Source organism: Collinsella aerofaciens, assembly GCF_028209625.1.
GTDB lineage: Bacteria > Actinomycetota > Coriobacteriia > Coriobacteriales > Coriobacteriaceae > Collinsella > Collinsella aerofaciens_AM.
In genome coordinates this window covers 117,975-137,498 of record NZ_JAQLDU010000004.1, presented here as the reverse complement: position 1 = coordinate 137,498, position 19,524 = coordinate 117,975, and the positions used below count along the sequence as shown (strand labels likewise).

The 19,524-nt window shown below is 59.9% G+C and carries 16 protein-coding genes; 4 read left to right on the top strand and 12 right to left on the bottom strand.

Annotated elements, in window-relative coordinates; all coding sequences use genetic code 11:
- Positions 1-216: 216 nt before the first annotated feature.
- The 12 genes from PMW70_RS03395 to PMW70_RS03340 all read right to left on the bottom strand — a co-directional run bounded on the left by PMW70_RS03395 (position 217) and on the right by PMW70_RS03340 (position 14,091).
- Positions 217-1,347, bottom strand: coding sequence for a DUF4179 domain-containing protein (locus tag PMW70_RS03395; protein WP_271743876.1), 1,131 nt, complete (start codon positions 1,345-1,347; stop codon positions 217-219).
- Positions 1,328-1,888, bottom strand: coding sequence for an RNA polymerase sigma factor (locus PMW70_RS03390; protein WP_117583099.1), 561 nt, complete (start codon positions 1,886-1,888; stop codon positions 1,328-1,330). Before PMW70_RS03390 ends, PMW70_RS03395 begins: the two co-directional genes overlap by 20 nt.
- Positions 1,889-2,120: 232 nt before the next feature.
- On the bottom strand, positions 2,121-2,831 hold the full coding sequence (locus tag PMW70_RS03385; RefSeq protein WP_117639531.1) for a metallophosphoesterase family protein: 711 nt from the start codon (positions 2,829-2,831) through the stop codon (positions 2,121-2,123).
- Positions 2,828-4,747 carry a BMP family ABC transporter substrate-binding protein gene (locus tag PMW70_RS03380; protein WP_271743875.1) on the bottom strand — a complete coding sequence of 640 codons (1,920 nt, stop codon included), beginning with the start codon at positions 4,745-4,747 and terminating at the stop codon, positions 2,828-2,830. Before PMW70_RS03380 ends, PMW70_RS03385 begins: the two co-directional genes overlap by 4 nt.
- A gap of 93 nt (positions 4,748-4,840) precedes the next feature.
- A complete protein-coding gene (locus PMW70_RS03375) occupies positions 4,841-5,608 on the bottom strand; it encodes a mechanosensitive ion channel family protein (RefSeq protein ID WP_117840001.1) in 768 nt (255 codons plus the stop codon).
- Positions 5,609-5,736: 128 nt separating this feature from the next.
- Positions 5,737-7,770 carry a bifunctional metallophosphatase/5'-nucleotidase gene (locus PMW70_RS03370; protein WP_271743874.1) on the bottom strand — a complete coding sequence of 678 codons (2,034 nt, stop codon included), beginning with the start codon at positions 7,768-7,770 and terminating at the stop codon, positions 5,737-5,739.
- A gap of 72 nt (positions 7,771-7,842) precedes the next feature.
- Complete coding sequence (locus PMW70_RS03365) at positions 7,843-8,637, bottom strand: ABC transporter ATP-binding protein (RefSeq protein ID WP_271743873.1); 795 nt, start codon at positions 8,635-8,637, stop codon at positions 7,843-7,845.
- On the bottom strand, positions 8,630-9,553 hold the full coding sequence (locus tag PMW70_RS03360) for an ABC transporter permease (protein ID WP_271743872.1): 924 nt from the start codon (positions 9,551-9,553) through the stop codon (positions 8,630-8,632). The genes PMW70_RS03365 and PMW70_RS03360 overlap by 8 nt, the downstream gene beginning before the upstream one ends.
- A 204-nt stretch (positions 9,554-9,757) precedes the next feature.
- Positions 9,758-10,738 carry an ABC transporter substrate-binding protein gene (locus tag PMW70_RS03355; protein WP_271743871.1) on the bottom strand — a complete coding sequence of 327 codons (981 nt, stop codon included), beginning with the start codon at positions 10,736-10,738 and terminating at the stop codon, positions 9,758-9,760.
- 160 nt (positions 10,739-10,898) lie between these two features.
- Positions 10,899-11,684 (bottom strand): hypothetical protein, encoded by a 786-nt coding sequence (locus tag PMW70_RS03350; protein ID WP_271743870.1) that lies wholly within the window; start codon positions 11,682-11,684, stop codon positions 10,899-10,901.
- 258 nt (positions 11,685-11,942) lie between these two features.
- The gene (gene asnS / locus PMW70_RS03345; protein WP_271743869.1) at positions 11,943-13,346 is read right to left on the bottom strand and encodes an asparagine--tRNA ligase; all 1,404 of its coding nucleotides are present in this window, start codon (positions 13,344-13,346) and stop codon (positions 11,943-11,945) included.
- Between the two features lie 181 nt (positions 13,347-13,527).
- Entirely contained in the window at positions 13,528-14,091 is a 564-nt protein-coding gene (locus tag PMW70_RS03340) for a PTS sugar transporter subunit IIA (protein ID WP_118266321.1), read from the bottom strand.
- A 244-nt stretch (positions 14,092-14,335) separates the two neighbouring features.
- Between PMW70_RS03340 and PMW70_RS03335 the strand changes: the two genes are divergently transcribed.
- The 4 genes from PMW70_RS03335 to PMW70_RS03320 all read left to right on the top strand — a co-directional run bounded on the left by PMW70_RS03335 (position 14,336) and on the right by PMW70_RS03320 (position 19,406).
- A complete protein-coding gene (locus PMW70_RS03335) occupies positions 14,336-15,235 on the top strand; it encodes an alpha/beta hydrolase (protein WP_161156091.1) in 900 nt (299 codons plus the stop codon).
- Between the two features lie 47 nt (positions 15,236-15,282).
- Entirely contained in the window at positions 15,283-15,603 is a 321-nt protein-coding gene (locus PMW70_RS03330) for a hypothetical protein (protein ID WP_271743868.1), read from the top strand.
- 121 nt (positions 15,604-15,724) lie between these two features.
- Positions 15,725-18,085 (top strand): ferrous iron transport protein B, encoded by a 2,361-nt coding sequence (gene feoB / locus PMW70_RS03325; protein ID WP_271743867.1) that lies wholly within the window; start codon positions 15,725-15,727, stop codon positions 18,083-18,085.
- A 124-nt stretch (positions 18,086-18,209) separates the two neighbouring features.
- Positions 18,210-19,406 carry an MFS transporter gene (locus tag PMW70_RS03320; RefSeq protein ID WP_271743866.1) on the top strand — a complete coding sequence of 399 codons (1,197 nt, stop codon included), beginning with the start codon at positions 18,210-18,212 and terminating at the stop codon, positions 19,404-19,406.
- Positions 19,407-19,524: the final 118 nt, after the last annotated feature.

Here is a 19,524-nt window from a genome sequence, read left to right as displayed (position 1 = left end):
CGCCGGAGGAGTTCCGGGACCGGGCCCTTGCGGCGTAGTCGCTATTTATTCAGTCCAAGTTTCGGGGCGCAGTTCACGGTCCCCTTCGTGGTGGTTTTTAGCGCAACGAGGTGTTCCCAGCCGACCATACGGGCGGCCTTGCGCTCACGCTGCTCGATGACAGCGCATCTTTAGACGCGAAGTGCGGAACCGGGTGCATATACGAGCCGCGTAGCGTTACGAATTCATGGGAATGACCGTATCGCCAATTTGTACGCTTGCAATCTTGTCTGTGTCACAAACTTGCGAGAACGGCCAGGTCTTGTGGACATCAGTGGTGCCGTTATCCAGTTTATTTGCGAAATAGCCGCTGTGGCTGGTTGCGTCCTCAACATGACCGTCTTTGAACGTCACGATGAGGGGTATGTTGCCAACGGCATCCATAGACTCCTCCATGTTTTGAGACATCTTGCCGCTGTTGTTGTCGTGTTCGATGGAACGATCTATGTTGTAGCGGACTGAAACGCCAACGCAGGATACGGTGGCCTCTTGAATCGTCGCCTTGGTGCCGTTAAAGTTGACCGATTTGGGCGCGGGAATCGTAACGGATGTATCTTCGTAATTCAGCTGGAACTTAAGATCCCATGGGCCCGTAAGTATTTTCTTATACTCGGGAAGCTCTTTGCCAGCACGTGGCACAACGAGAGAGTTGATATGCGTGCGGACGGTCCTGCCCATAAGGCCGGGTGATTCAACGCTGAACTGTGCAAAGTATTGAATGCTGGAGTCCTTGGGGTTCTTGTCAATGAGCCATGATTGGCCTTGGCCGCCATGCTCGCCATCAACGTATACGTTTCCATCGACACTTCCGGCGATAGTTCCGTTCTCGCCCGGCTCGGAAAGCTTTTTCAGGGCAGCGGGATCGTCGAACGTAAGCGTATAGGCGATGGTAACCATATCCTTGTCGCCCATGATGGCGTCGGCGGTCACGGTGACTCCGTTGTTGGAGCAGCTAGCACCGACGGGCCGGCCAATACGGTCGATGATCTCGGTTTGAGAAGCAGGTCCGTCAAAGATGTCGGAAAGCATGTCAGAAGGAAGCGGCAGGACGCCTGTTGCCATAGCCGTGCCAGCGCCTCCAATGACGATAGCGAGGACTGCCGTTACAGCGGCAATGCGAGCGACTGTTCTTACGGGATGGCGGGCGATGCGCGGCTTGCGTCGCGTGCCATTAAAGTTGCTTTGAGCGGTCGCCGCATCGCTTGAGGCGACGGACTGAGCAATCGAGTTTGCCATGTGCTGCTTCGCATTATCGGTAAACGAAATGTGCTCCAGGGCGTGGCGATAGTCATTCGAATTCGTAGTCATTGTGGTCTCCTTTCAAGGAAAGCCGAAGTGACGCACGTCCGCGGCTAAGGTGCTGGGCGGTTGCAGCTGGCGTCGCGTGAACGGCGTCTGCGATTTCCCTGATGCTCATGCCTGCGTAGTAGTGCAAAAAGATGGCGATGCGCTGTGCTTGAGGCAGGGCCGTGACAGCGGAAAGAATGGCGCAGTCGCGTTGCGCGAATTCTTGCTCGGTATGTGTTACGGGTGCGCAGAAATCGGGGAGCGAATCGAGGTCGACAACCGGGTGATTCGCGTGCGTACGGCCGATATCGCGACATGCGTTCAGTGCGACTCGGATCACCCAAGCACGTTCGTGTTCGAGCGAGTCGAACGGTTGAGTGCGTTGGAGAATCTTGATCAGCGTGTCCTGGCAGATGTCTTGAGCGTCGTCAGCGGATCCAAGGGCCGAATAGCACAATCGAAGGATGAGGTCGGAATACGTGTCGACCAAGCGCTTTGCTTCCCGCTCGATCTGATCGGCATCGCATCGGAGCGTGCTATTGCGGTTACGGCGTGCAGGCATAGTGTCACCTCCAATTGGTCGTGGTGGATATAGGGAAGGCGTCTCGCGAGGTCCCTCTACATACAACACGGTCGAGACTGCATAAGTTGACAAAAAAAGACGGCACGTGAGCGCCGTCCTTACAAAACAATGAGTGTTCTCGTTAATTACACAAGCACCGTGATGGACAGGTCGGACGAGTCAGCAAAACCACCATAAAGGTGCCTATCCCCTTCGTGGTGGTTGTTGGCAGTTACCAGGGGGTTCTGGCGGTTGAAGACTCGATTGCTTCGTGGCGTTTGAGCTCGCGGCGCATGGTTTGCGAGTTGAGCCAAGCGGCCTTCCAACCGCGCGTGGGGTAGCGCGCCTCGTCAATTTCGATCTTGGTATAGCCGCAGGCGTTGACAATCTTCGTTCCGCATGGGTGTTGGCGCTCGCGTTGAAAGTTGGGGCCGTAGCTTTGGTGCACATGCCCGTGAATCATATAGTCGGGACCCCAAGACTCAAGAGCCGCATTAAAGCACTCGAATCCTCGATGCGGCAGGTCGTCCAGGTCGCCCATGCCTGCGACGGGTGCATGGGTAAGTAGAATATCGCATCCGTCTACCAGTGCGATTTTTCGCGATAGCTTGCGCATGCGTTTTGCCATCTCGCGCTCGGTATACATGTTCGCGCCGTCGCGGTAGCGCATGGAACCGCCCAGACCCGCAATGCGAATACCTCGGTACACATATACGCTGTCCTCAACACAAATGCACCCGCCCGGTGCATGGCGCGCGTAGCGGTCGTCGTGGTTGCCACGAACGTACACAAGCGGTTTGTTGATGACAGTGACCAAAAACTCAAGATAGTCCGGATCCAGGTCGCCTGCGGATAGAATCAGGTCAACGTCCTCAAAGCGCTCCTTGCGAAAACATTCCCACAGGCAGCGCTCCTCTACATCGGCAATGGCTAGGATATTCATAGGGCACGGACCTCCGGCTCGTTATCGAGCTGCGGAATCGAGCCTATAACGTTGTCAGCCAGCCAGTTCATCTCGACAATCTGCGTACTCGGCAGGGGAGGGAAGCCCTCAATCTGAACCACGCCGTCCTGGCTGTGGAGCTCGCCGCCAAATGGGTTGATGGAGCCCTCGACAATGCCGTTGCGAAGCAGCTGCACAAGTTTACGCGTCTGATAGGGTAGGCCCGGAGCGTAGCGAATATCGATGACGCCGGAGCTCATACCGTACCAGTAGTTGACGGCGCGCACCTGCTGGTCATCGGCGGTCTCGTCCCATGTGCCGTGCAGTAGGCTGCGTACGATGAGTTCGTAGTAACGGCCCCAGTTCCATACCGGCATAGCAATACCGGTAACTTCCTTGCCGTTTACCAGACGGTGAAGCCCGTAGGCGGTGGGGTCCTCGAGAGACTTGGACATATCGGCGCCGGTCATGACGCTCACGCCCTCGCGACACATGGCTTCGGCAAGACCGCCGGCGGGAACATCTCCCCAAGTGAGGATAATCTGCGCACGAGGGTCGAGCAGCGAGGCACCGATAGCGAAGGCGTTGATTTCGCTCAGCGCGCCCGAGGCGAAGACCGACGCATGGTAGCCAATACGGTGGTTGTCGGCCATGCTGGCGGCAAGGGCGCCCAGTAGGAACTTGGCCTCGTACATCTTTCCAAAGTACGAGCGGACGCTTTGGTGGGGAAGGCCGATTGAGCAGTTAAGGAACCGCACCTGGGGATACTCGACTGACGCCCTGAGCGTGTATTCCATGAGCCGGTGTGAGGTCGAGAAGATGACGTTCGCCCCGTGCTTTACGGCTGTCTCGACGGCGGCGTAGAACACGTCCGAATCGTGGCAGTCCTCGAACGCCTCGGTGCGCACGATGCCGCCAAAGTGCTCATCAAGATACCGGCGGCCCTGGTCGTGTAGGCTGTCCCAGCTCGACGTGGCACAGGGAAACTCGTGGATAAAGGCGATTCGCATGGGATTGGCAGTGGAGTAGACGGTCTTGCTCATAAAGAAGTTGAGCACGCCCGAGGTGGACTTGGCGGGCGCCTCTTCCTCATCGACACTCGGTGCCTCGACAAGATCGACCTTCTCCTCATCACTTTTGCCGGCAATGACCAACTCGCGCCAAATCTTGCACAGGCGGTTTACGACGATATCCGTCGGCGTATCCAGCAGGCGGTCCTGGTTGTACACATTGAGGTAGACGAGCATAGCGTCGGCGGGCGTAATGTCCAGATGGTCGCCGCCGGCGCGCAGGTAGGCGCGCTTAAAGAGCAGGAAGGTGTGGCGCAGGTAGTCGACCTTTTTCTGCGGCCATTTTTCGATAAGGTTCTGACCGAGCATCTTGGCGAGCGTTTCGTAGCTTCCCTCACGCGAGAACTCGATCTCGTATAGGGGGCAGACGCGCCAAAACGCGCAGAACTCGCCATAGAGGCGGCTTTCGACGGAATCCCATTTTCCGGGGTAGAGGCGGGTGACCTTGGCCGAAACCGTCGGGGCGTCCAGGAATTTGAGGACGCTGACGCGCTTGTTGCCCTCTTGGACGTAGAACCGATGCATGAACTCGGTGACGATGATGGGGTCGCGATAGCCCTCGGTCACCTGGATGTCGTAGAGGTTGGACCACTTGCGGGCGAACTCGGTGCTAAATGGCAACAGGGGCATAAAGTTGCACGAAAAGGCAGACTGACGGCCCTTGGTAACCGTGCCGACGACCATTTCGAGCGGAATATCCCGCAGGCCGACGCTCTCTCGCTGACCTAAGGGGAGCTGGGCAACCAAGCTGTCGAGGTCCGTAAGGTACGGGTGCTCGCTTTGGCTGATGGCGCGACGGCGTCCCTGCTCGCCGCGCTTGCGTGCTTGACGATAGGCCTCTTCCATGGTGTCTACTCCCTTAGTCGTTTAAACAACGATATGAACCATGGTACCACGATGCGAAACTACCACAAAGGTGCCTGTCCCCTTTGTGGTAGTTTAGGCGATGATGGGGGCGATGGCACGAATGCAGGCGTCGGCTGCCGTGAAGGTGGTGCTATCGTCGCTGACGATAAAGATGATTTTGCCCTTGACGCCAAAGTCGCCGATCTCGCTAAAGAGCACATACGGCTCCTTGTCAAAGCCAGAGATGGGCGAGACGGCCGTTTTGGTTGCGCTTGTGAGCTCGTCTGCCAGCGCGTCAAGGGAAGCCCACTTAGACGTGTCCTTTACGGCAACGGGCACGGCCACGCGCCCAAAGGGCATCAGATGCACGAGCGTGTTCTTGGAGATGTTGGAGTTGGGCACAATGATGGTCTGCCCGCAGGCATCCTCGATGGTCGTGTGACGCCAGGTGATGTCTTGGACCACGCCCGACACGCCGCCGACCTCGATATTGTCGCCGGGCTTGATGATGCCCATGAAGGTCACCTGCATACCGCCGATAAGGTTCGACAGCGTGTCCTGAAAGCCGAGCGAGATGGCGATGCCGCCGACGCCAAGAGCGGCGACGAGGGCGTTTGCATTAATGCCAAAACAGTTGTCGAGGATAAAGCTGCCGCCGATCATCCAGATGACGGCGCGTGTGATGTTGATGAAGATGCTCGATGCTGGGAGCGGGTTATCATCGCGGTTAAGCAGGTGGTGCAGGGTCTTGGACGCGATTTTGGCGGCAACGGCGGTGCCGATGGCCAAGATACCGGCCCAGATGATGTTGTGGACCCATCGTTGTGCAAAGAAATGAAGAATTGGCTCAAACAATTCCATGTAGGGAAACCTCCTCATGATCATCCAACCATGATACCCACCAAGAAGCCCGTCCGATCAAATTCGGACGGGCTTCTGTGCTCGATATAAGGTTTACGCGGCGGGGCTGCAAGGCCCGGCGGTGTAGCTTAGCGTCGACGCTTCCAGATAATGCCGAGAATGATGACGATGATGCCGCCGATAAGGCACGTGCCAACTACTGCCAGCGTGCGGTCTCCCGTTGCGGCGAGCTTGCCGGTCGTCTTCTTGGTGATGACCTTCGTGGTCGTCGTGTCCGTCTTAGGCGAGGGCTTAGGCGTCGGGGCCGGTGTGGGCGTGGGGTCAACGGCTGCGGAGCCGAAGCTGATGGTGCCCGCGAGCGAGGCCATCTTGCTCTCCCAGCCGTTTTGCCCAATCAGCGCCCTCAGCGCCGCCTCACACGTGCCCCACTCGGTGCGCTTGGTGGCGTGTGCGAAGGTGGGGAAGTCGGTCGTGTTGGTAATGATGTAGTTGTTGGTGGCGACGGTATAGGTCTTGGTGGGATCGAGCGTGCTGCCGTCCTTGGCAAGTGTGGCACTCACAATGCGCTTGCCTTCGGGCTGCGTCCAATCAATCGTCACGTTGATGCCGCCAAAGGAGAGAACGCTGCCAGAGTCATCGCGCCACTTGTACTTGTCTTGCGCTTCCTGCTCGGTATGGCCGGCTGCCACGTAGGCTTGCTGAAGCTCATAACTGTGATTGCACTCGTCGCTGATCTGCAGCGAGTGCTCGAGCGCTGCAAGGAAGTCCGCACCGGTCATGGTCCAGGTCTCCACGGTGTTGCCGTAGGGCGAGATAGCGATGACGTTGCCTGCGGTCACATCGCCTGCAGCGATGCCGCCGCGGATGCCACCCGCGTTCTCGATGGCAAGGTCTGCGCCCGTCAGGTCAAGATAGGAGCCGCAGATCACATGGCCGATGGTCTGGGCCTTGGTGGTGTCGCCCTCCTTGCTGGGGCGGAAATCGGTGGTGCGCACCATTTCCCAGCCGTGCGTGCCAGATGCGTTCTCGCCGTAGAAATAATTGGTAGAGCTCGTGCCGATCACCTCGCTCGATGCGGCGCTAAAGGCATCGTCGAGCGGCTTGATCTTGTTGTCGTGGACCTCATCAAGGATGCTCTGATAGGTGGAGCCCTTGTTGGGATCGGTCAAAAGAACGTTTACATCCTTGGCGGTATAGAGCTTCTCGTCGCTTTTGTCTGCGTATACTGCCACCGTGTCATCGTCGGTGCTTTCGGTGCCCTTGGTGTCGTACTCGTAGGGGACGGAAAGCAGTCCCACTTCGGCAAAGGCGCTGCCCGCCTCGACAACGTGGATTGTCTTGCCGTCGGCTCCCGTCACCTTCTCGTTAAGGTTGATGTGTTCGTGGCCTGCGACCAGGGCATCGACGCCGGCGAGCCGTGCGGCAAAGGGCTTAGCGTTGAGCGTGTGCGCAATGCAGACGATAACGTTGCAGCCCTCGTCCTCGCGCAGTCGCTTGGCCTCGGCATTGATGGCGTCCACCGCACCCGAGAACGACGTGCCCTCGATCAGGTCCGCGCGCAGCGAGGAGCCCAGCGACTCATCCATGGCTCCGACGACACCGACCTTAATCTTGTAATCAAACGTGGAACTGCCCTCGTCGTCCTTCCAAGTGCGATCGAGCGTCTTGGTGATACTCGAGCTCCATACGCCGCTCGTAGACTTCGCGTTCGCGCAGAGCATGGCGAAGGGCGTGCCGGTGGGGCTGTAGCCGGTCATGGTGCGGAGCTTGTCCGCGCCGTAGCTCCAGTCGTGGTTGCCCGGCGTGGTCGCGTCGTAGCCGTCTGCATAGAAGGTGTCCATGAGCTCGGCGATGCTCTTGCCCTCGCTCATGGTGGCAAAGGACTGCCCGTGGAAGGTATCGCCCGCATCGAGCAAAAGATCGGGGGCGCTGCTTTGGGCGCTATAGAGAACCGCCAGTCCGTCAAAGCCCACAGTGCCGGTGCCCTTGCTTGCGTTGTAGCTGTACTTGTAGCTGCCGTGGATATCGTTGGTGTGCATGACGGTCACGGTGCCGTCAATAGCGGCGGGCAGGTTCCCCGCGAAAGCGAGGCTGGGTGCGCCAGTGAGCACGCCGGCAAGCAGCGCGGCGGTTAACGCAAGGCGGGGGACGAATCTTTTCATGGCGGTCTCCTTAGTCCTTAACAAAAACCACCACAAAGGTGCCTGTTCCCTTTGTGGTGGTTTTCTAAGTCGTTAGCTTAGTAGCATGCGGTCGTTGGCGAGCTCGCCGCCCGAGACCTCCTCGAACTTCTGCAGCAGGTCGGCTACGGTGAGCGACTTCTTCTCGTCGCCGGCCACGTCGTAGATCACATGGCCCTCGTGCATCATGATCAGACGGTTGCCCAGACGGATAGCGTCATTCATGTTGTGCGTAACCATGAGCGTGGTCAGATGGTTTTCGTCGACAATCTCCTCGGTCAGGTTGAGCACCTTAGAGGCCGTCTTGGGGTCGAGGGCCGCCGTGTGCTCGTCGAGCAGCAGCAGGCGCGGCTTGGTGAGCGTGGCCATCAGCAGGGTGAGTGCCTGGCGCTGGCCGCCCGAGAGCAGGCCGACCTTGGCGTTGAGGCGCGTGTCCAGACCGAGGTCCAGGCGCTTGAGCAGCTCAACGTACTCGTCCTTCTCGGCCTTGGTGACGCCCCACGAAAGACCGCGACGATGGCCGCGGCGCTTGGCGAGGGCCAGGTTTTCGGCAATTTGCATGTCGGCTGCGGTGCCGCGCATGGGGTCCTGGAACACACGGCCCAGGTACTTGGCGCGCTGCGACTCGCTCAGACGCGAGATGTCGGTGCCGTCGAGCTCAATAACACCCGAATCAAGCGGATACACGCCGGCGATCATATTGAGCAGCGTGGACTTGCCGGCGCCGTTGCCGCCAATCACGGTTACAAAGTCGCCATCATTCAGGGTAAGGTCGACGCCGGTGAGTGCGCGCTTCTCGGTGACGGTGCCCTTGTTAAAGGTCTTCTTGACGTGCGAGAGCTTAAGCATCTGCCTCATCTCCCTTCGTGTAGGAGCTGCGGAGCTTGTAGCGCTCCCAAACCACGGGCACGCACAGGGCCACGGCAACGATCACGGCGGAGAGCAGCTTCATGTCGTTGGCGTCCATGCCCAGCTGCAGCACGATGGCGCGGATGAGGAAGTACACCACGGAGCCAAAGACGGCAGAGGCAAGACGGACGCTAAACTGCGTCAGACCGCCGGGCAGCAGGCGACCGAGCACTTCGCCGATGACGATGGCGGCAAGACCGATAACGATGGCGCCGGTGCCCATGCCAATGTCAGCGTACTTCTGGCTCTGGCAGATGAGCGCACCCGAAAGGCCAATGAGGGCGTTGGAGAGCACGAGGGCGATCATCTTGGTGGAGTTGGTGTTGACGCCCAGGGCGCGGATCATGTATTCGTTGTTGCCGGTGGCACGCAGCGCCGAGCCGATCTCGGTGCCAAAGAACCAGTACAGGATGGCGACGATGGCCGCGGCCAGCACAATGCCCAGGATAATGGCAACAGTGGACTGCGGCAGGCCCGTCATGTGGCTGACGGATGAGAAGATGGTGCCCTTGGCAAGGATGGGCGTATTGGACTTGCCCATGATGCGTAGGTTGATGGACCACAGGCTGATCTGGGTGAGGATTCCGGCGAGGATTGCGGGAATCTCAAAGACGGTGGTCAAGATGCCCGTGACGGCGCCCGCGATGGCGCCGGCGCACATGCCGGCCAGCACGGCGAGCAAGGGGTCAACGTTATTGTTGACGATGAGCACGGCGCAGACACAGCCGCCGAGGGCAAAGCTGCCGTCGCAGGTCATATCGGGGATGTCGAGCAGACGGAACGTGATAAACACGCCAAGCACCATGATGCCCCAGAGGACGCCCTGCGAAACGGCGCCCTGCAATGCAATGAGCATGCTTCATACCTCCTAGGATAGGGTGGACACGTGATTTTCCATAATAGCTGTACCAATGCATAAAAGAGCGGCGGACGGATGTTTTGTCTCATCCGAAACAAGCAGGGCGAACGCCGGTCTTTAGCGTTCGCCCCAAGGACTCAGATATTGAATAACGCGGCTGTGACGCGCGTGCGGGCCCTAGACGCGTTCCCGCGCATGGCGCTACTCGTCCAGAGCGGAAAGGTCGGTACCCAGAGCCTCGGCCATCTCGTCGTTCTTGACGACGACCAGGTCCTTGCTCGAGAGGTGCTTGATCGGCATATCCTCGGGCTTGGCCTCGCCCTTCAGGATCTTAACGGCCATCTCGCCCGCGGCGTAGCCCAGGTCCTTATAGTTGATGGAGAGGGTGAACAGGCCGCCGGCCATGCACATACCCTCCTCGCCAGTCACGAAGGGGAGCTTGTTCTCCTTGCAGATCTGGCCGACCTGCGAAGCACCCGCGGCGATGGTGTTGTCAGTGGGGGAGTAGAGTGCGTCGACCTTGCCCACGGCGGACTCGACGACGGACTGAATCTCGTTGGAGCTCGAGACGGTGAAGTCGGTGTACTCGAGGCCCAGCTTGTTGAGCTCCTTCTTGGCGGCCTTGATTTGGACGTCGGAGTTGGACTCGGCGGTGCAGTAGAGCAGGCCGACCTTCTTAACGTCGGGCAGGACCTTCTGCATCATCTCGAGCTGCTCGGCGACCGGGGTGAGGTCGGAGGCGCCGGTGACGTTGGTGCCGGGCTTGTCGTTGTCCTGGACCAGGCCGGAAGCGGCGTAGTCAGTGATGGCGCAGCCAACGATGGGGATATCAGCGGTGGCGCCGGCGGCAGCCTGCGCGGCGGGCGTAGCGATGGCATAGATCAGGTCGACGCCATCGCCCACGAACTTGTCGGCGATGGACTTACACGTGGACTGGTCGTTCTGGGCGTTCTTCTGGTCGATCTTGACCTTAAGGCCGCTCTCCTTGATGGCCTTGACAAAGCCGTCGTTGGCGGCATCGAGTGCGGAGTGCTCGGTGAGTTGCAGAACGCCGATGGTGTAGTCGGAACCGGCGGCAGCAGAGCCGGAACCAGAGTTGCCGCCGCATCCGGCGAGCGGGGCGAGCGCGAGCAGACCGGCGGAGACCAGAAGGCTCCTGCGGCTGATGGTGATGTCCTTCATATCATTACCCCCAGTATAAAAATGGCTGGAAACACTGCACTGGGACAAAGTGCAAGTGGAACTATAGTAGCGCTGATGTCCATTTTTACAACAGCCTGGCGGGTTTTTTAATACAGAATCGGATGGGCGATACGGGTAGTCGAATGGGCGGCGGAGGGTCTTATGCGGCGGAGGAGGCATCGTCCTCGGCCAGGGCGGCGAAGAACTTCTTGCCGTCGAGGAGACGTGTGGTGACGTTTCTCATTCGGCCGATCTCTACGGTACGCAACGTGTCATCGGCGCCTCGCGCGTCATAGACCGTTCCCAGCAAATACGAGATGCCGTCTCGTTGCTTGATGGCAAAGGGCCGGAGTGTCATCCGTGCCACTTCGACCTCTCCGCGTGCCGTGACACTCGAAATATCAAAACTCACCGTGGTTCCGTGGTCGATGGCCTGCTCGATGAGCTCGCAGGCATCGATGCGCTTGACGGGCGTGCGTGTGGCCTTGGTGGATTTGTCGCCTGCGCTTGGAGCAGGCTCGGGTGCATCGAGGTAGCCGCGAACGTCGGCACTCGCCATGGCGACCAGGTGCTGCGCCATGCTCTTTCGAATGGCGATGGGCGTGGAGCGGTTGCGCATGACCATGCCGTGGAGCCGGATGATCTCTTCGTCGGTGAGCGGACGGGTCAAGAGTCGATAGCCCACGCCGCGCTTGTACTCAATTTCGTATCCGGCATGGCGAAGTGCGGAGATGGCGGTGTAGATGCTGCGCCGCGCCGCCGAGATGGGCATGCGGGCGGGGTCGTCGGGATGGGCGAGGCGCCGGATCAACTCATCGGAAAGCATGGCCTTGTCCTCGCCGGTGTTTTCGCTTAATAGTTGCAGGATGCGAACGGCGCGATAGGCTGCCATCGAGGCGGCGCCCCTCGTCGTGGTCTCGTAAGTTTCAACAGCGGTTTCGGTCATGGCGCCCACGTCCTTTCCGTTTTGGGTGGCGACGGTATGGAGCCTAGGACGCGGGGCTTTCCCAGGGGCGCAGAGCACTCTGGGCGGTCGGTGGCCGTCGGCAAACGGCGGTTCGAGTTTTCAACAGCCCTGCTCAACTGACCAAAAACTTGCCAAAAGCTTGACGGATGCTGTTGAAAAAAGCGTCTCTCGACCGATGTCGAGAGACGCTTGTGCGATGAGCGTTGGCGTGTGGCGACGCGAGCTAGCGTCCGACGATTAGAAGTCGGCGTTGCCCACGGTGCGCGGGTGCGGCAGGACGTCGCGGATGTTGCCCACACCGGTCAGATACATGACCAAGCGCTCGAAGCCCAGACCGTAGCCGGCGTGCTTGCAGGAACCGTAGCGGCGCAGGTCAAGGTAGTACTTGTACTGCTCGGGATTCATGCCTAGGTCCTTGATGCGGGCCTCGAGCAGATCCAGGCGCTCCTCGCGCTGGGAGCCGCCGATAATCTCGCCGATGCCCGGCACCAGACAGTCGGCGGCGGCGACGGTCTTGCCGTCCTCGTTCATGCGCATGTAGAACGCCTTGATCTCAGCCGGGTAGTCGGTCACAAAAGTCGGTCGCTTAAAGTGCTCCTCGGTCAGGAAGCGCTCGTGCTCGGTCTGCAGGTCGATGCCCCAGCTCACGGGATAGTCAAACTTGTGACCGGCGGCGACGGCCTGCTCCAGGATTTCGACGGCCTCGGCATAGGTGACGCGGGCAAAGTCGGAGTTTGCCACGTGGTCCAGGCGCTCGAGCAGGCCCTTGTCCACAAACTTGTTGAGCATATTGAGCTCGTCGGGGCAGGTTGCCATGACGTCCTTAAGGACGTACTTGAGCATGGCCTCGGCGTTGTCCATGTAGTCGTTCAGATCGGCAAAGGCCATCTCGGGCTCGATCATCCAAAACTCGGCGGCGTGGCGCGTGGTGTTGGAGTTTTCGGCGCGGAAGGTGGGGCCAAAGGTGTACACGTCGCCAAAGGCCATGGCGAAGTTCTCGGCGTTGAGCTGACCGGATACGGTAAGGCTCGCGTGCTTTCCAAAGAAGTCCTGGCTCCAGTCAACCTCGCCGGATTCGGTGAGGGGCGGATTTTTGGGGTCGAGCGTGGTCACGCGGAACATCTCGCCGGCGCCCTCGCAATCACTCGTGGTGATGATAGGGGTGTTGACGTAGACAAAGCCCTGCTCCTGGAAGAAGCGGTGGATGGCGGCAGCCGCGACAGAACGGATGCGGAACACGGCACGGAACAGGTTGGTGCGCGGGCGCAGGTGCTGCTGGGTGCGCAGGAACTCGACGGTTGCGCGCTTCTTCTGCAGCGGGTAATCCGGGGCGCTCGCGCCCTCGACCTCGATGGAGGTGGCAGAAAGCTCGAAAGGCTGGGGCGCATCGGGGGTCAGCTTGACGGTGCCGGTGCAAATGAGTGCGGCCGAGACGTTTTGATGGGCGATCTCGTCGTAGTTGTCGAGTGCCTCGCGGTTCATGACGACCTGCAGGTCGCGGAAGCAGCTGCCGTCGTTGAGCGTAACAAAGCCAAAGTTCTTCATGTCGCGGATGGACTTGACCCAGCCGGCGACGGTGACGGTCTGGCCGCCGAGCGACTCGGCATCGGCATAGAGCTGCGCGATTTTGGTGCGGTTCACGTATCCTCCCATAACGGTTGAATGATAGTTATCCATACAGTTCGATATTCTAGCAGCTCGGCTCATTTGGGCTATACAGATAGGGCATTGGCGGGATGGTTTTTCAAACGAAAAGCGCCCGCGGCCAAATGGTCGCGGGCGCTTGACGAGGTGCCTTTTGGCTGTGTGGCGCGGGGCCTGGCTACTTGGTCTTGGCAACCAGCAGCGGGTCGCCAAGCTTGACGAGCGGGTTGCCGCCGATAAGCGTTCCAGACTCGCCGACATGGTCGATGCTCTTAAGACGATCGAGCTCGGAGACGATGACGGTCACGATGTCCTCGTGGCCGGCGGCCTTGATGGCCTCGCGATCGAAGCTGATGAGCGGCTGGCCGGCCTTGACCACATCGCCCATCTCGACAAAGCGGGCAAAACCCTTGCCGTTCATTTCCACGGTGCCCAGGCCAACATGGATGAATACGCGCAGACCGTCCTCGGTAATCATGCCGATGGAGTGGTTGGTGACAGTGGTGGCGCCGATGCGGCCGTTGGCGGGCGCATAGATGGTGCCGGTAATGGGCTCGATGCCATAGCCCTGGCCAAGCATGCCCGAGGCGATCGTCTCGTCGGGAACCTCGTCCAGGCTGACGAGCACGCCGTTGACGGGGGCATAGATGACGCCTTCGCGGGTGGCGAAGCTTGCTGCGGGCGGAACGGACGCCTCGCCGGTCGAGGTGAAGGTGGACTTAAGCGAATCGAGCAGACCCATAGTTGCCTCCAACTTAAATAGGCGCGTATCGCGCGTTTGGTTTGCCGGAAACGTTTCATATCTGTTTCGCGGCTTGGTCAACACCCCCTATTCTACGCTGCTCAGCGATACCTCTGAGCTGGGATTATGTGATATATCAGTTGAGGGGAAACTTATTGCTGGCGTGTTTCTGCGTCACGGGTTCAAGTGGGGTACGCTTGAAGGCGAAAAACAATGGCGCTTAATTTGCGCGAAGGGAGCACATATGATTGTCGAGAACCATGCGCTGTGGGGCGAGGAGCCGACCGAGGAATATCCGGCGACGTTTACGTATTTGGGTGCCGAACCGCTGCCCGATAAACCGAATGGCCGCCGCCCTGCCGTGATTATCTGCGGCGGAGGTGCGTTTACGCATATCGCTCCGCATGAGCAGGATCCCGTGGCGTTTGCGTTTTTGGATCACGGTTACCAGGCCTTTGTGCTCAACTATGTCACAAGTTCTACGGGTGACGTGAGCTTTCCGCACCCCCAGGCAGATCTTGCCAAGATGGTCGCCACGGTGCGTGCGAATGCCGACGAGTGGCATGTCGATCCCAAGCGCGTGTGCGTCGTGGGCTTTTCTGCTGGCGGCATGATTTGCGCCTCGCTGGCAACGCAGTGGAAGACCGGCCCCTTCGCGGCACTTGCCGGGGCGCGTCCGGACGACATTCGTCCCGACGCCGTGGTGCTGGGCTATCCGTTGCTCGACCTTGCCTATGTGCGCGATATGCAGACGCGTGACCCGCGCATCGACCTGCGCGTGCCCAAGACGGGTGGCAAGACAGGGCGCGATTTGCTCAACGACTATCTGTCGATGGTGACGGGCGGCGAGGCGACCGATGAGCACCTGACCGACATTTGCCCTACCACGCATGTTTCGCGCCAGATGCCGCCGACCTTTGTGTGGGGCGTGTCCGACGACAAGACAGCGCCGATCGCACAGGTCTATCCGTTTGCGCAGCGCATGGCCGAGGAGGGCGTCGCTTGCGAGATGCACGTCTTTGACCAGGGCGGTCACGGCCTTTCGCTCGGCAACGCCAACACCGCGGTCGACAACGAGGACAAGCAGGTGGCAGTCCGTCCTTGGATCCGCCTGGCCTTCCGTTTCCTGGAGCGCCATATGTAAAAGTAGACTACTTGCCCGTTTCAAAAAGTCTGCTTAGAGGAGGAGCCATGCTTGAGGGTACGTATGTGGTTTTGGCCCAGACGCCGGTGGGGAGCAAGCGCGGCGAGGTGACGTTTTCACATGGGGTGAACGGCGCGCTCAGGGCAGTACTAAACGTCAGGGGTCTCAATATCGCTCTCTCGGGTGCCCGCGCTGAGTGCGATTTCTTTGAGCTCTCGGGTACTATCTCCCACGTCTTGATGGGCAAGGCGCCCTTTACATGCACGGGGTCGGTTGAGGGTGATCGACTCACTGCTACCGCGCGGTCGGGTCCCATTTCGATCTCGCTGAGCGGTATGCGCAAAGAGCCTTCGGGGCGCACCGCATAAAGTTTGCGCAGGTAAACATCGGTATTTGACTTTATAAAATAGTTCAGAGCGCTATCATTTGTCGTTACGAGTTGGTTAGCCCCGGTAAACGGTTAACCGCGTCTAACGAAAGGATGAGCGCGTGAAGCTCGATACACTCGAGATTGGAAAGGACGCCGTTGTCGCATCGGTGGCATCGGACGATCAGGCACTCCGACAGCATATTTTGGACATGGGCCTAACTCCGGGCACCGAAGTTACCATGATGAAGTATGCCCCCATGGGCGATCCGCTCGAGATTCGCCTGCGCGGCTACGAGTTGACGCTGCGCAAGGACGATGCCGCACGCATTGAGCTCGTGGATGTGCACGACACCGATACCGGCCCGCGCGTTAACGCCGCAATCGGCACGACGGATCACCCGGCCCTGGGCGAAGGGACGTATTCGCCTCGTGCGGCAAAAACGGCCGTGCCCGAGGGCGCACCGCTGCATTTTGCCCTCGCCGGCAACCAAAACTGCGGTAAGACCACGCTGTTCAACCAGCTTACGGGCTCCAACCAGCACGTTGGTAACTTTCCCGGCGTGACGGTCGACCGCAAGGACGGCACCATCCGTAACCATCCCGAGGCAAGCGTTACCGACCTGCCCGGCATCTATTCGCTGTCTCCGTACACGGGCGAAGAGATCGTCAGTCGCCAATTTATCCTGGACGAAAACCCCGACGCCATCATTGACATCATCGACGCTACTAATATCGAACGCAACCTGTACCTGACGCTGCAGCTTATGGAGCTCGACCGCCCCATGGTCATCGCGCTCAACATGATGGACGAGGTGACGGCCAACGGCGGCGCCGTGGACGTCAACCTGCTCGAGAGCCTGTTGGGCGTGCCCGTTGTCCCCATTAGCGCTGCCCGCAACGAGGGTATCGGCGAGCTGGTGGATCATGCCTTGCACGTGGCGCGGTTCCGTGAGCGCCCCGGTCGCCTGGACTTCTGTGCGCCCGATGGTCCAGACGGCGGTGCACTGCATCGCTGCATCCACGGCATTGCCAACCTGATCGAGGACCATGCCGCGACGGCGCACATTCCCGTGCGTTTTGCGGCGACCAAGCTGGTTGAGGGCGACGAGCTGGTGACCGAGGCACTTCATCTGGATCGCAACGAGCTTGACGCCATCGAGCACATCATTACCCAGATGGAGGGCGAGGCCGGCACCGACCGTCTATCTGCGCTGGCCGACATGCGCTTCGGCTTTATCGGCGACGTGTGCGGGCGCTGCGTCGTAAAGCCGCACGAGAGCCGCGAGCACGTGCGCTCCGTCAAGATTGACCGCATCCTGACGGGTCGTTACACAGCCATTCCGGCGTTCCTGGTGATCATGGGCCTCGTCTTTTGGCTGACGTTTGGCGTGATCGGCGCGGCGTTGCAGGGACTCATGGAGGACGGCATCGCTGCCATCATCGCCTCGGCCGATGCGGGTCTCAAGGCGTTCGGCACCAACGACGTAGTGCGCTCGCTGGCTGTCGACGGCGTGCTTACGGGCGTGGGCAGCGTGCTGACCTTCCTGCCGATTATCGTCGTGCTCTTCTTGTTCCTCTCCATTCTGGAAGACTCGGGCTACATGGCGCGCGTTGCCTTTGTCATGGATAAGGTACTGCGTCGCTTTGGCCTGTCGGGCCGCAGCTTCGTGCCCATGCTCGTCGGTTTTGGCTGCACCGTGCCGGCTATCATGTCGACCCGTACGCTCCCATCCGAGCACGACCGCAAGATGACGGTCATGCTCACGCCGTTCATGAGCTGTTCGGCCAAGTTGCCGGTCTACGGTCTGCTGTGCGGGGCATTCTTCCCGCAGGCGACAGTTCCCGCCATGGTCTCGCTCTATCTGATTGGTATCGTGGTCGGCTGCATTGCCGCCCTGGTGCTCAACCGCACGGCATTTAAGGGCGACCCGGTGCCGTTTATCATGGAGCTTCCCAATTACCGCCTGCCGAGCGTCAAGACGACGGTGATGCTGGCATGGGATAAGGCCAAGGACTTTATTACCAAGGCCTTTACCATTATCTTTGCCGCCACCGTGGTCATCTGGTTCCTCCAGACGTTCGATATCCGCTTTAATGTGGTCGCCGATCAGTCGCAGAGTCTGCTTGCCGGTCTGGGTAGCATCATCGCGCCGGTGTTGGCCCCACTCGGTTTTGGCGACTGGCGTGCGTCGACGGCGCTCGTCACCGGACTCATTGCCAAGGAGAGCGTCATCTCGACGCTCACGGTGCTTTTGGGCGCAACGTCGCCCGCGGCGCTGTCGACCATGTTTTCGCCGTTTACCGCCTACGTGTTCCTGGTCTTTACGCTGCTGTACCCGCCCTGCGTAGCGGCAATCGGCGCCGTCAAGAGCGAGTTGGGCGCGCGCTATGCCGTGGCCGTGTTCGCGTTTCAGGTGACGGTCGCCTGGATCGTGGCGTTTGTCGTGCATTCGGCGGGCATATTGCTGGGGCTGGCTTAGTTATTTATTGATGGCGCAACCTCTGTGTATTGAGTTGATTACGGCCCCGCATCTGTTGCTGACGGATGCGGGGCCGTTGCTATATAATCGCCCATCGCTCAAGACAATCGGAGGGGGTTCCTACATGACTCAGGCAAGACAAGATGGCATCTCGCTCAAGCAGTGGCTCCCGCTTATCGGGCTTGCCTGCTGTTCGTTCGTGTTCAACACGTCGGAGTTCATGCCCATCGGCCTTCTGACCGATATCGCCGCGTCGTTCTCGCTCACCGAGGCCCAGGCAGGCATCATGATCTCGGTCTACGCCTGGGGCGTCATGTTGCTGTCGTTGCCGCTTATGGTGTTTGCCTCGCGCTTCGAGTTCAAGCGGATGCTGCTGGGCGTGCTCGCCGTGTTCTCGCTCGGGCAGTTTCTGTCGGCCGTGGCGCCGACCTATCCTATTTTGGTCTGCGCGCGCCTGGTGGTCGCCTGCTCGCACGCCGTGTTCTGGTCGGTCGCTTCGATCATAGCCTCGCGCCTGGTCGATACGCGTCATGGGGCGCTCGCCATCAGCATGATCGCCACGGGCTCGTCCATCGCGCAGATCTTCGGCCTGCCCCTCGGCCGCGCCATCGGCCTGGCCGTGGGCTGGCGTATGACGTTTGCCGTGGTCGGAGCTTTTTCTGCCGTCGCGGTGGTGTACCAGGCAGCGGTGTTCCCGGTCATGCCGGCGGGCGAGCGCTTTACCGTCAAACAGCTGCCCGAGCTGCTCAAGAACCCGTTCCTCATCGCGCTCTACGCGGTCACGGTCTTTATGGCGACCGGCTACTACGCGGGTTACAGCTATATCGAGCCCTTCCTGGCGCAGGTCGCCCATGTCGACGCAAGCGCCATCACCATGACGCTGACGGCGTTTGGCTGCTCCGGTCTGCTCGGAAGTTGGCTGTTCGGCCGACTGTTCGATGGCCATCGCTTTCCGTTCTTGGCTATCACACTCTCCGGCGTGCCGGTGGCTCTGCTGCTCATGGGTCCGGTTGCACCGTCGCTCGTCGCCGTTCTCGCTGTTTGCGCGCTATGGGGCTGCTGCTCCACGGCCTTTAACGTGGCGTTTCAGGCCGAGCTCATCAAGTACACGCCGGCGGATTCGTCGGCCGTCGCCATGTCGATCTTCTCGGGCCTGTTTAACCTCGGCATCGGCACGGGCACCGCGATCGGCGGCGCCGTGGTTTCGGGTCCCGGTATCTCCTGGATTGGCTTCGCGGGCGGGGCGATTACCGTCGTGGGTGTCATCCTCGCCATTACGGTGCTGTTCCCGGCCATACGCCGCGCAAAGCCCGTCGCCTAATCACGTTCCCTCATCAGTTGCGGTGGAATAGAGACTGTTTGCCCGGTTTATTGGTCTCAACAGTCCCTATTTCACCGCAACTTATTTTAGGGGAGGGGATGCACGGCAGGCATACAAT

Coding starts and splice junctions, on each gene's coding strand:
- PMW70_RS03340 (WP_118266321.1), bottom strand. CDS start 14,091: ATGGGTCTGCTCGATTCGCTTAAGTCCACCTTCACCTCGACCGGCGAG.
- PMW70_RS03360 (WP_271743872.1), bottom strand. CDS start 9,553: ATGCTCATTGCATTGCAGGGCGCCGTTTCGCAGGGCGTCCTCTGGGGC.
- PMW70_RS03320 (WP_271743866.1), top strand. CDS start 18,210: ATGACTCAGGCAAGACAAGATGGCATCTCGCTCAAGCAGTGGCTCCCG.
- PMW70_RS03365 (WP_271743873.1), bottom strand. CDS start 8,637: ATGCTTAAGCTCTCGCACGTCAAGAAGACCTTTAACAAGGGCACCGTC.
- PMW70_RS03350 (WP_271743870.1), bottom strand. CDS start 11,684: ATGACCGAAACCGCTGTTGAAACTTACGAGACCACGACGAGGGGCGCC.
- PMW70_RS03395 (WP_271743876.1), bottom strand. CDS start 1,347: ATGACTACGAATTCGAATGACTATCGCCACGCCCTGGAGCACATTTCG.
- PMW70_RS03380 (WP_271743875.1), bottom strand. CDS start 4,747: ATGGAAGAGGCCTATCGTCAAGCACGCAAGCGCGGCGAGCAGGGACGC.
- PMW70_RS03330 (WP_271743868.1), top strand. CDS start 15,283: ATGCTTGAGGGTACGTATGTGGTTTTGGCCCAGACGCCGGTGGGGAGC.
- PMW70_RS03375 (WP_117840001.1), bottom strand. CDS start 5,608: ATGGAATTGTTTGAGCCAATTCTTCATTTCTTTGCACAACGATGGGTC.
- PMW70_RS03390 (WP_117583099.1), bottom strand. CDS start 1,888: ATGCCTGCACGCCGTAACCGCAATAGCACGCTCCGATGCGATGCCGAT.
- PMW70_RS03370 (WP_271743874.1), bottom strand. CDS start 7,770: ATGAAAAGATTCGTCCCCCGCCTTGCGTTAACCGCCGCGCTGCTTGCC.
- PMW70_RS03335 (WP_161156091.1), top strand. CDS start 14,336: ATGATTGTCGAGAACCATGCGCTGTGGGGCGAGGAGCCGACCGAGGAA.
- PMW70_RS03355 (WP_271743871.1), bottom strand. CDS start 10,738: ATGAAGGACATCACCATCAGCCGCAGGAGCCTTCTGGTCTCCGCCGGT.
- PMW70_RS03385 (WP_117639531.1), bottom strand. CDS start 2,831: ATGAATATCCTAGCCATTGCCGATGTAGAGGAGCGCTGCCTGTGGGAA.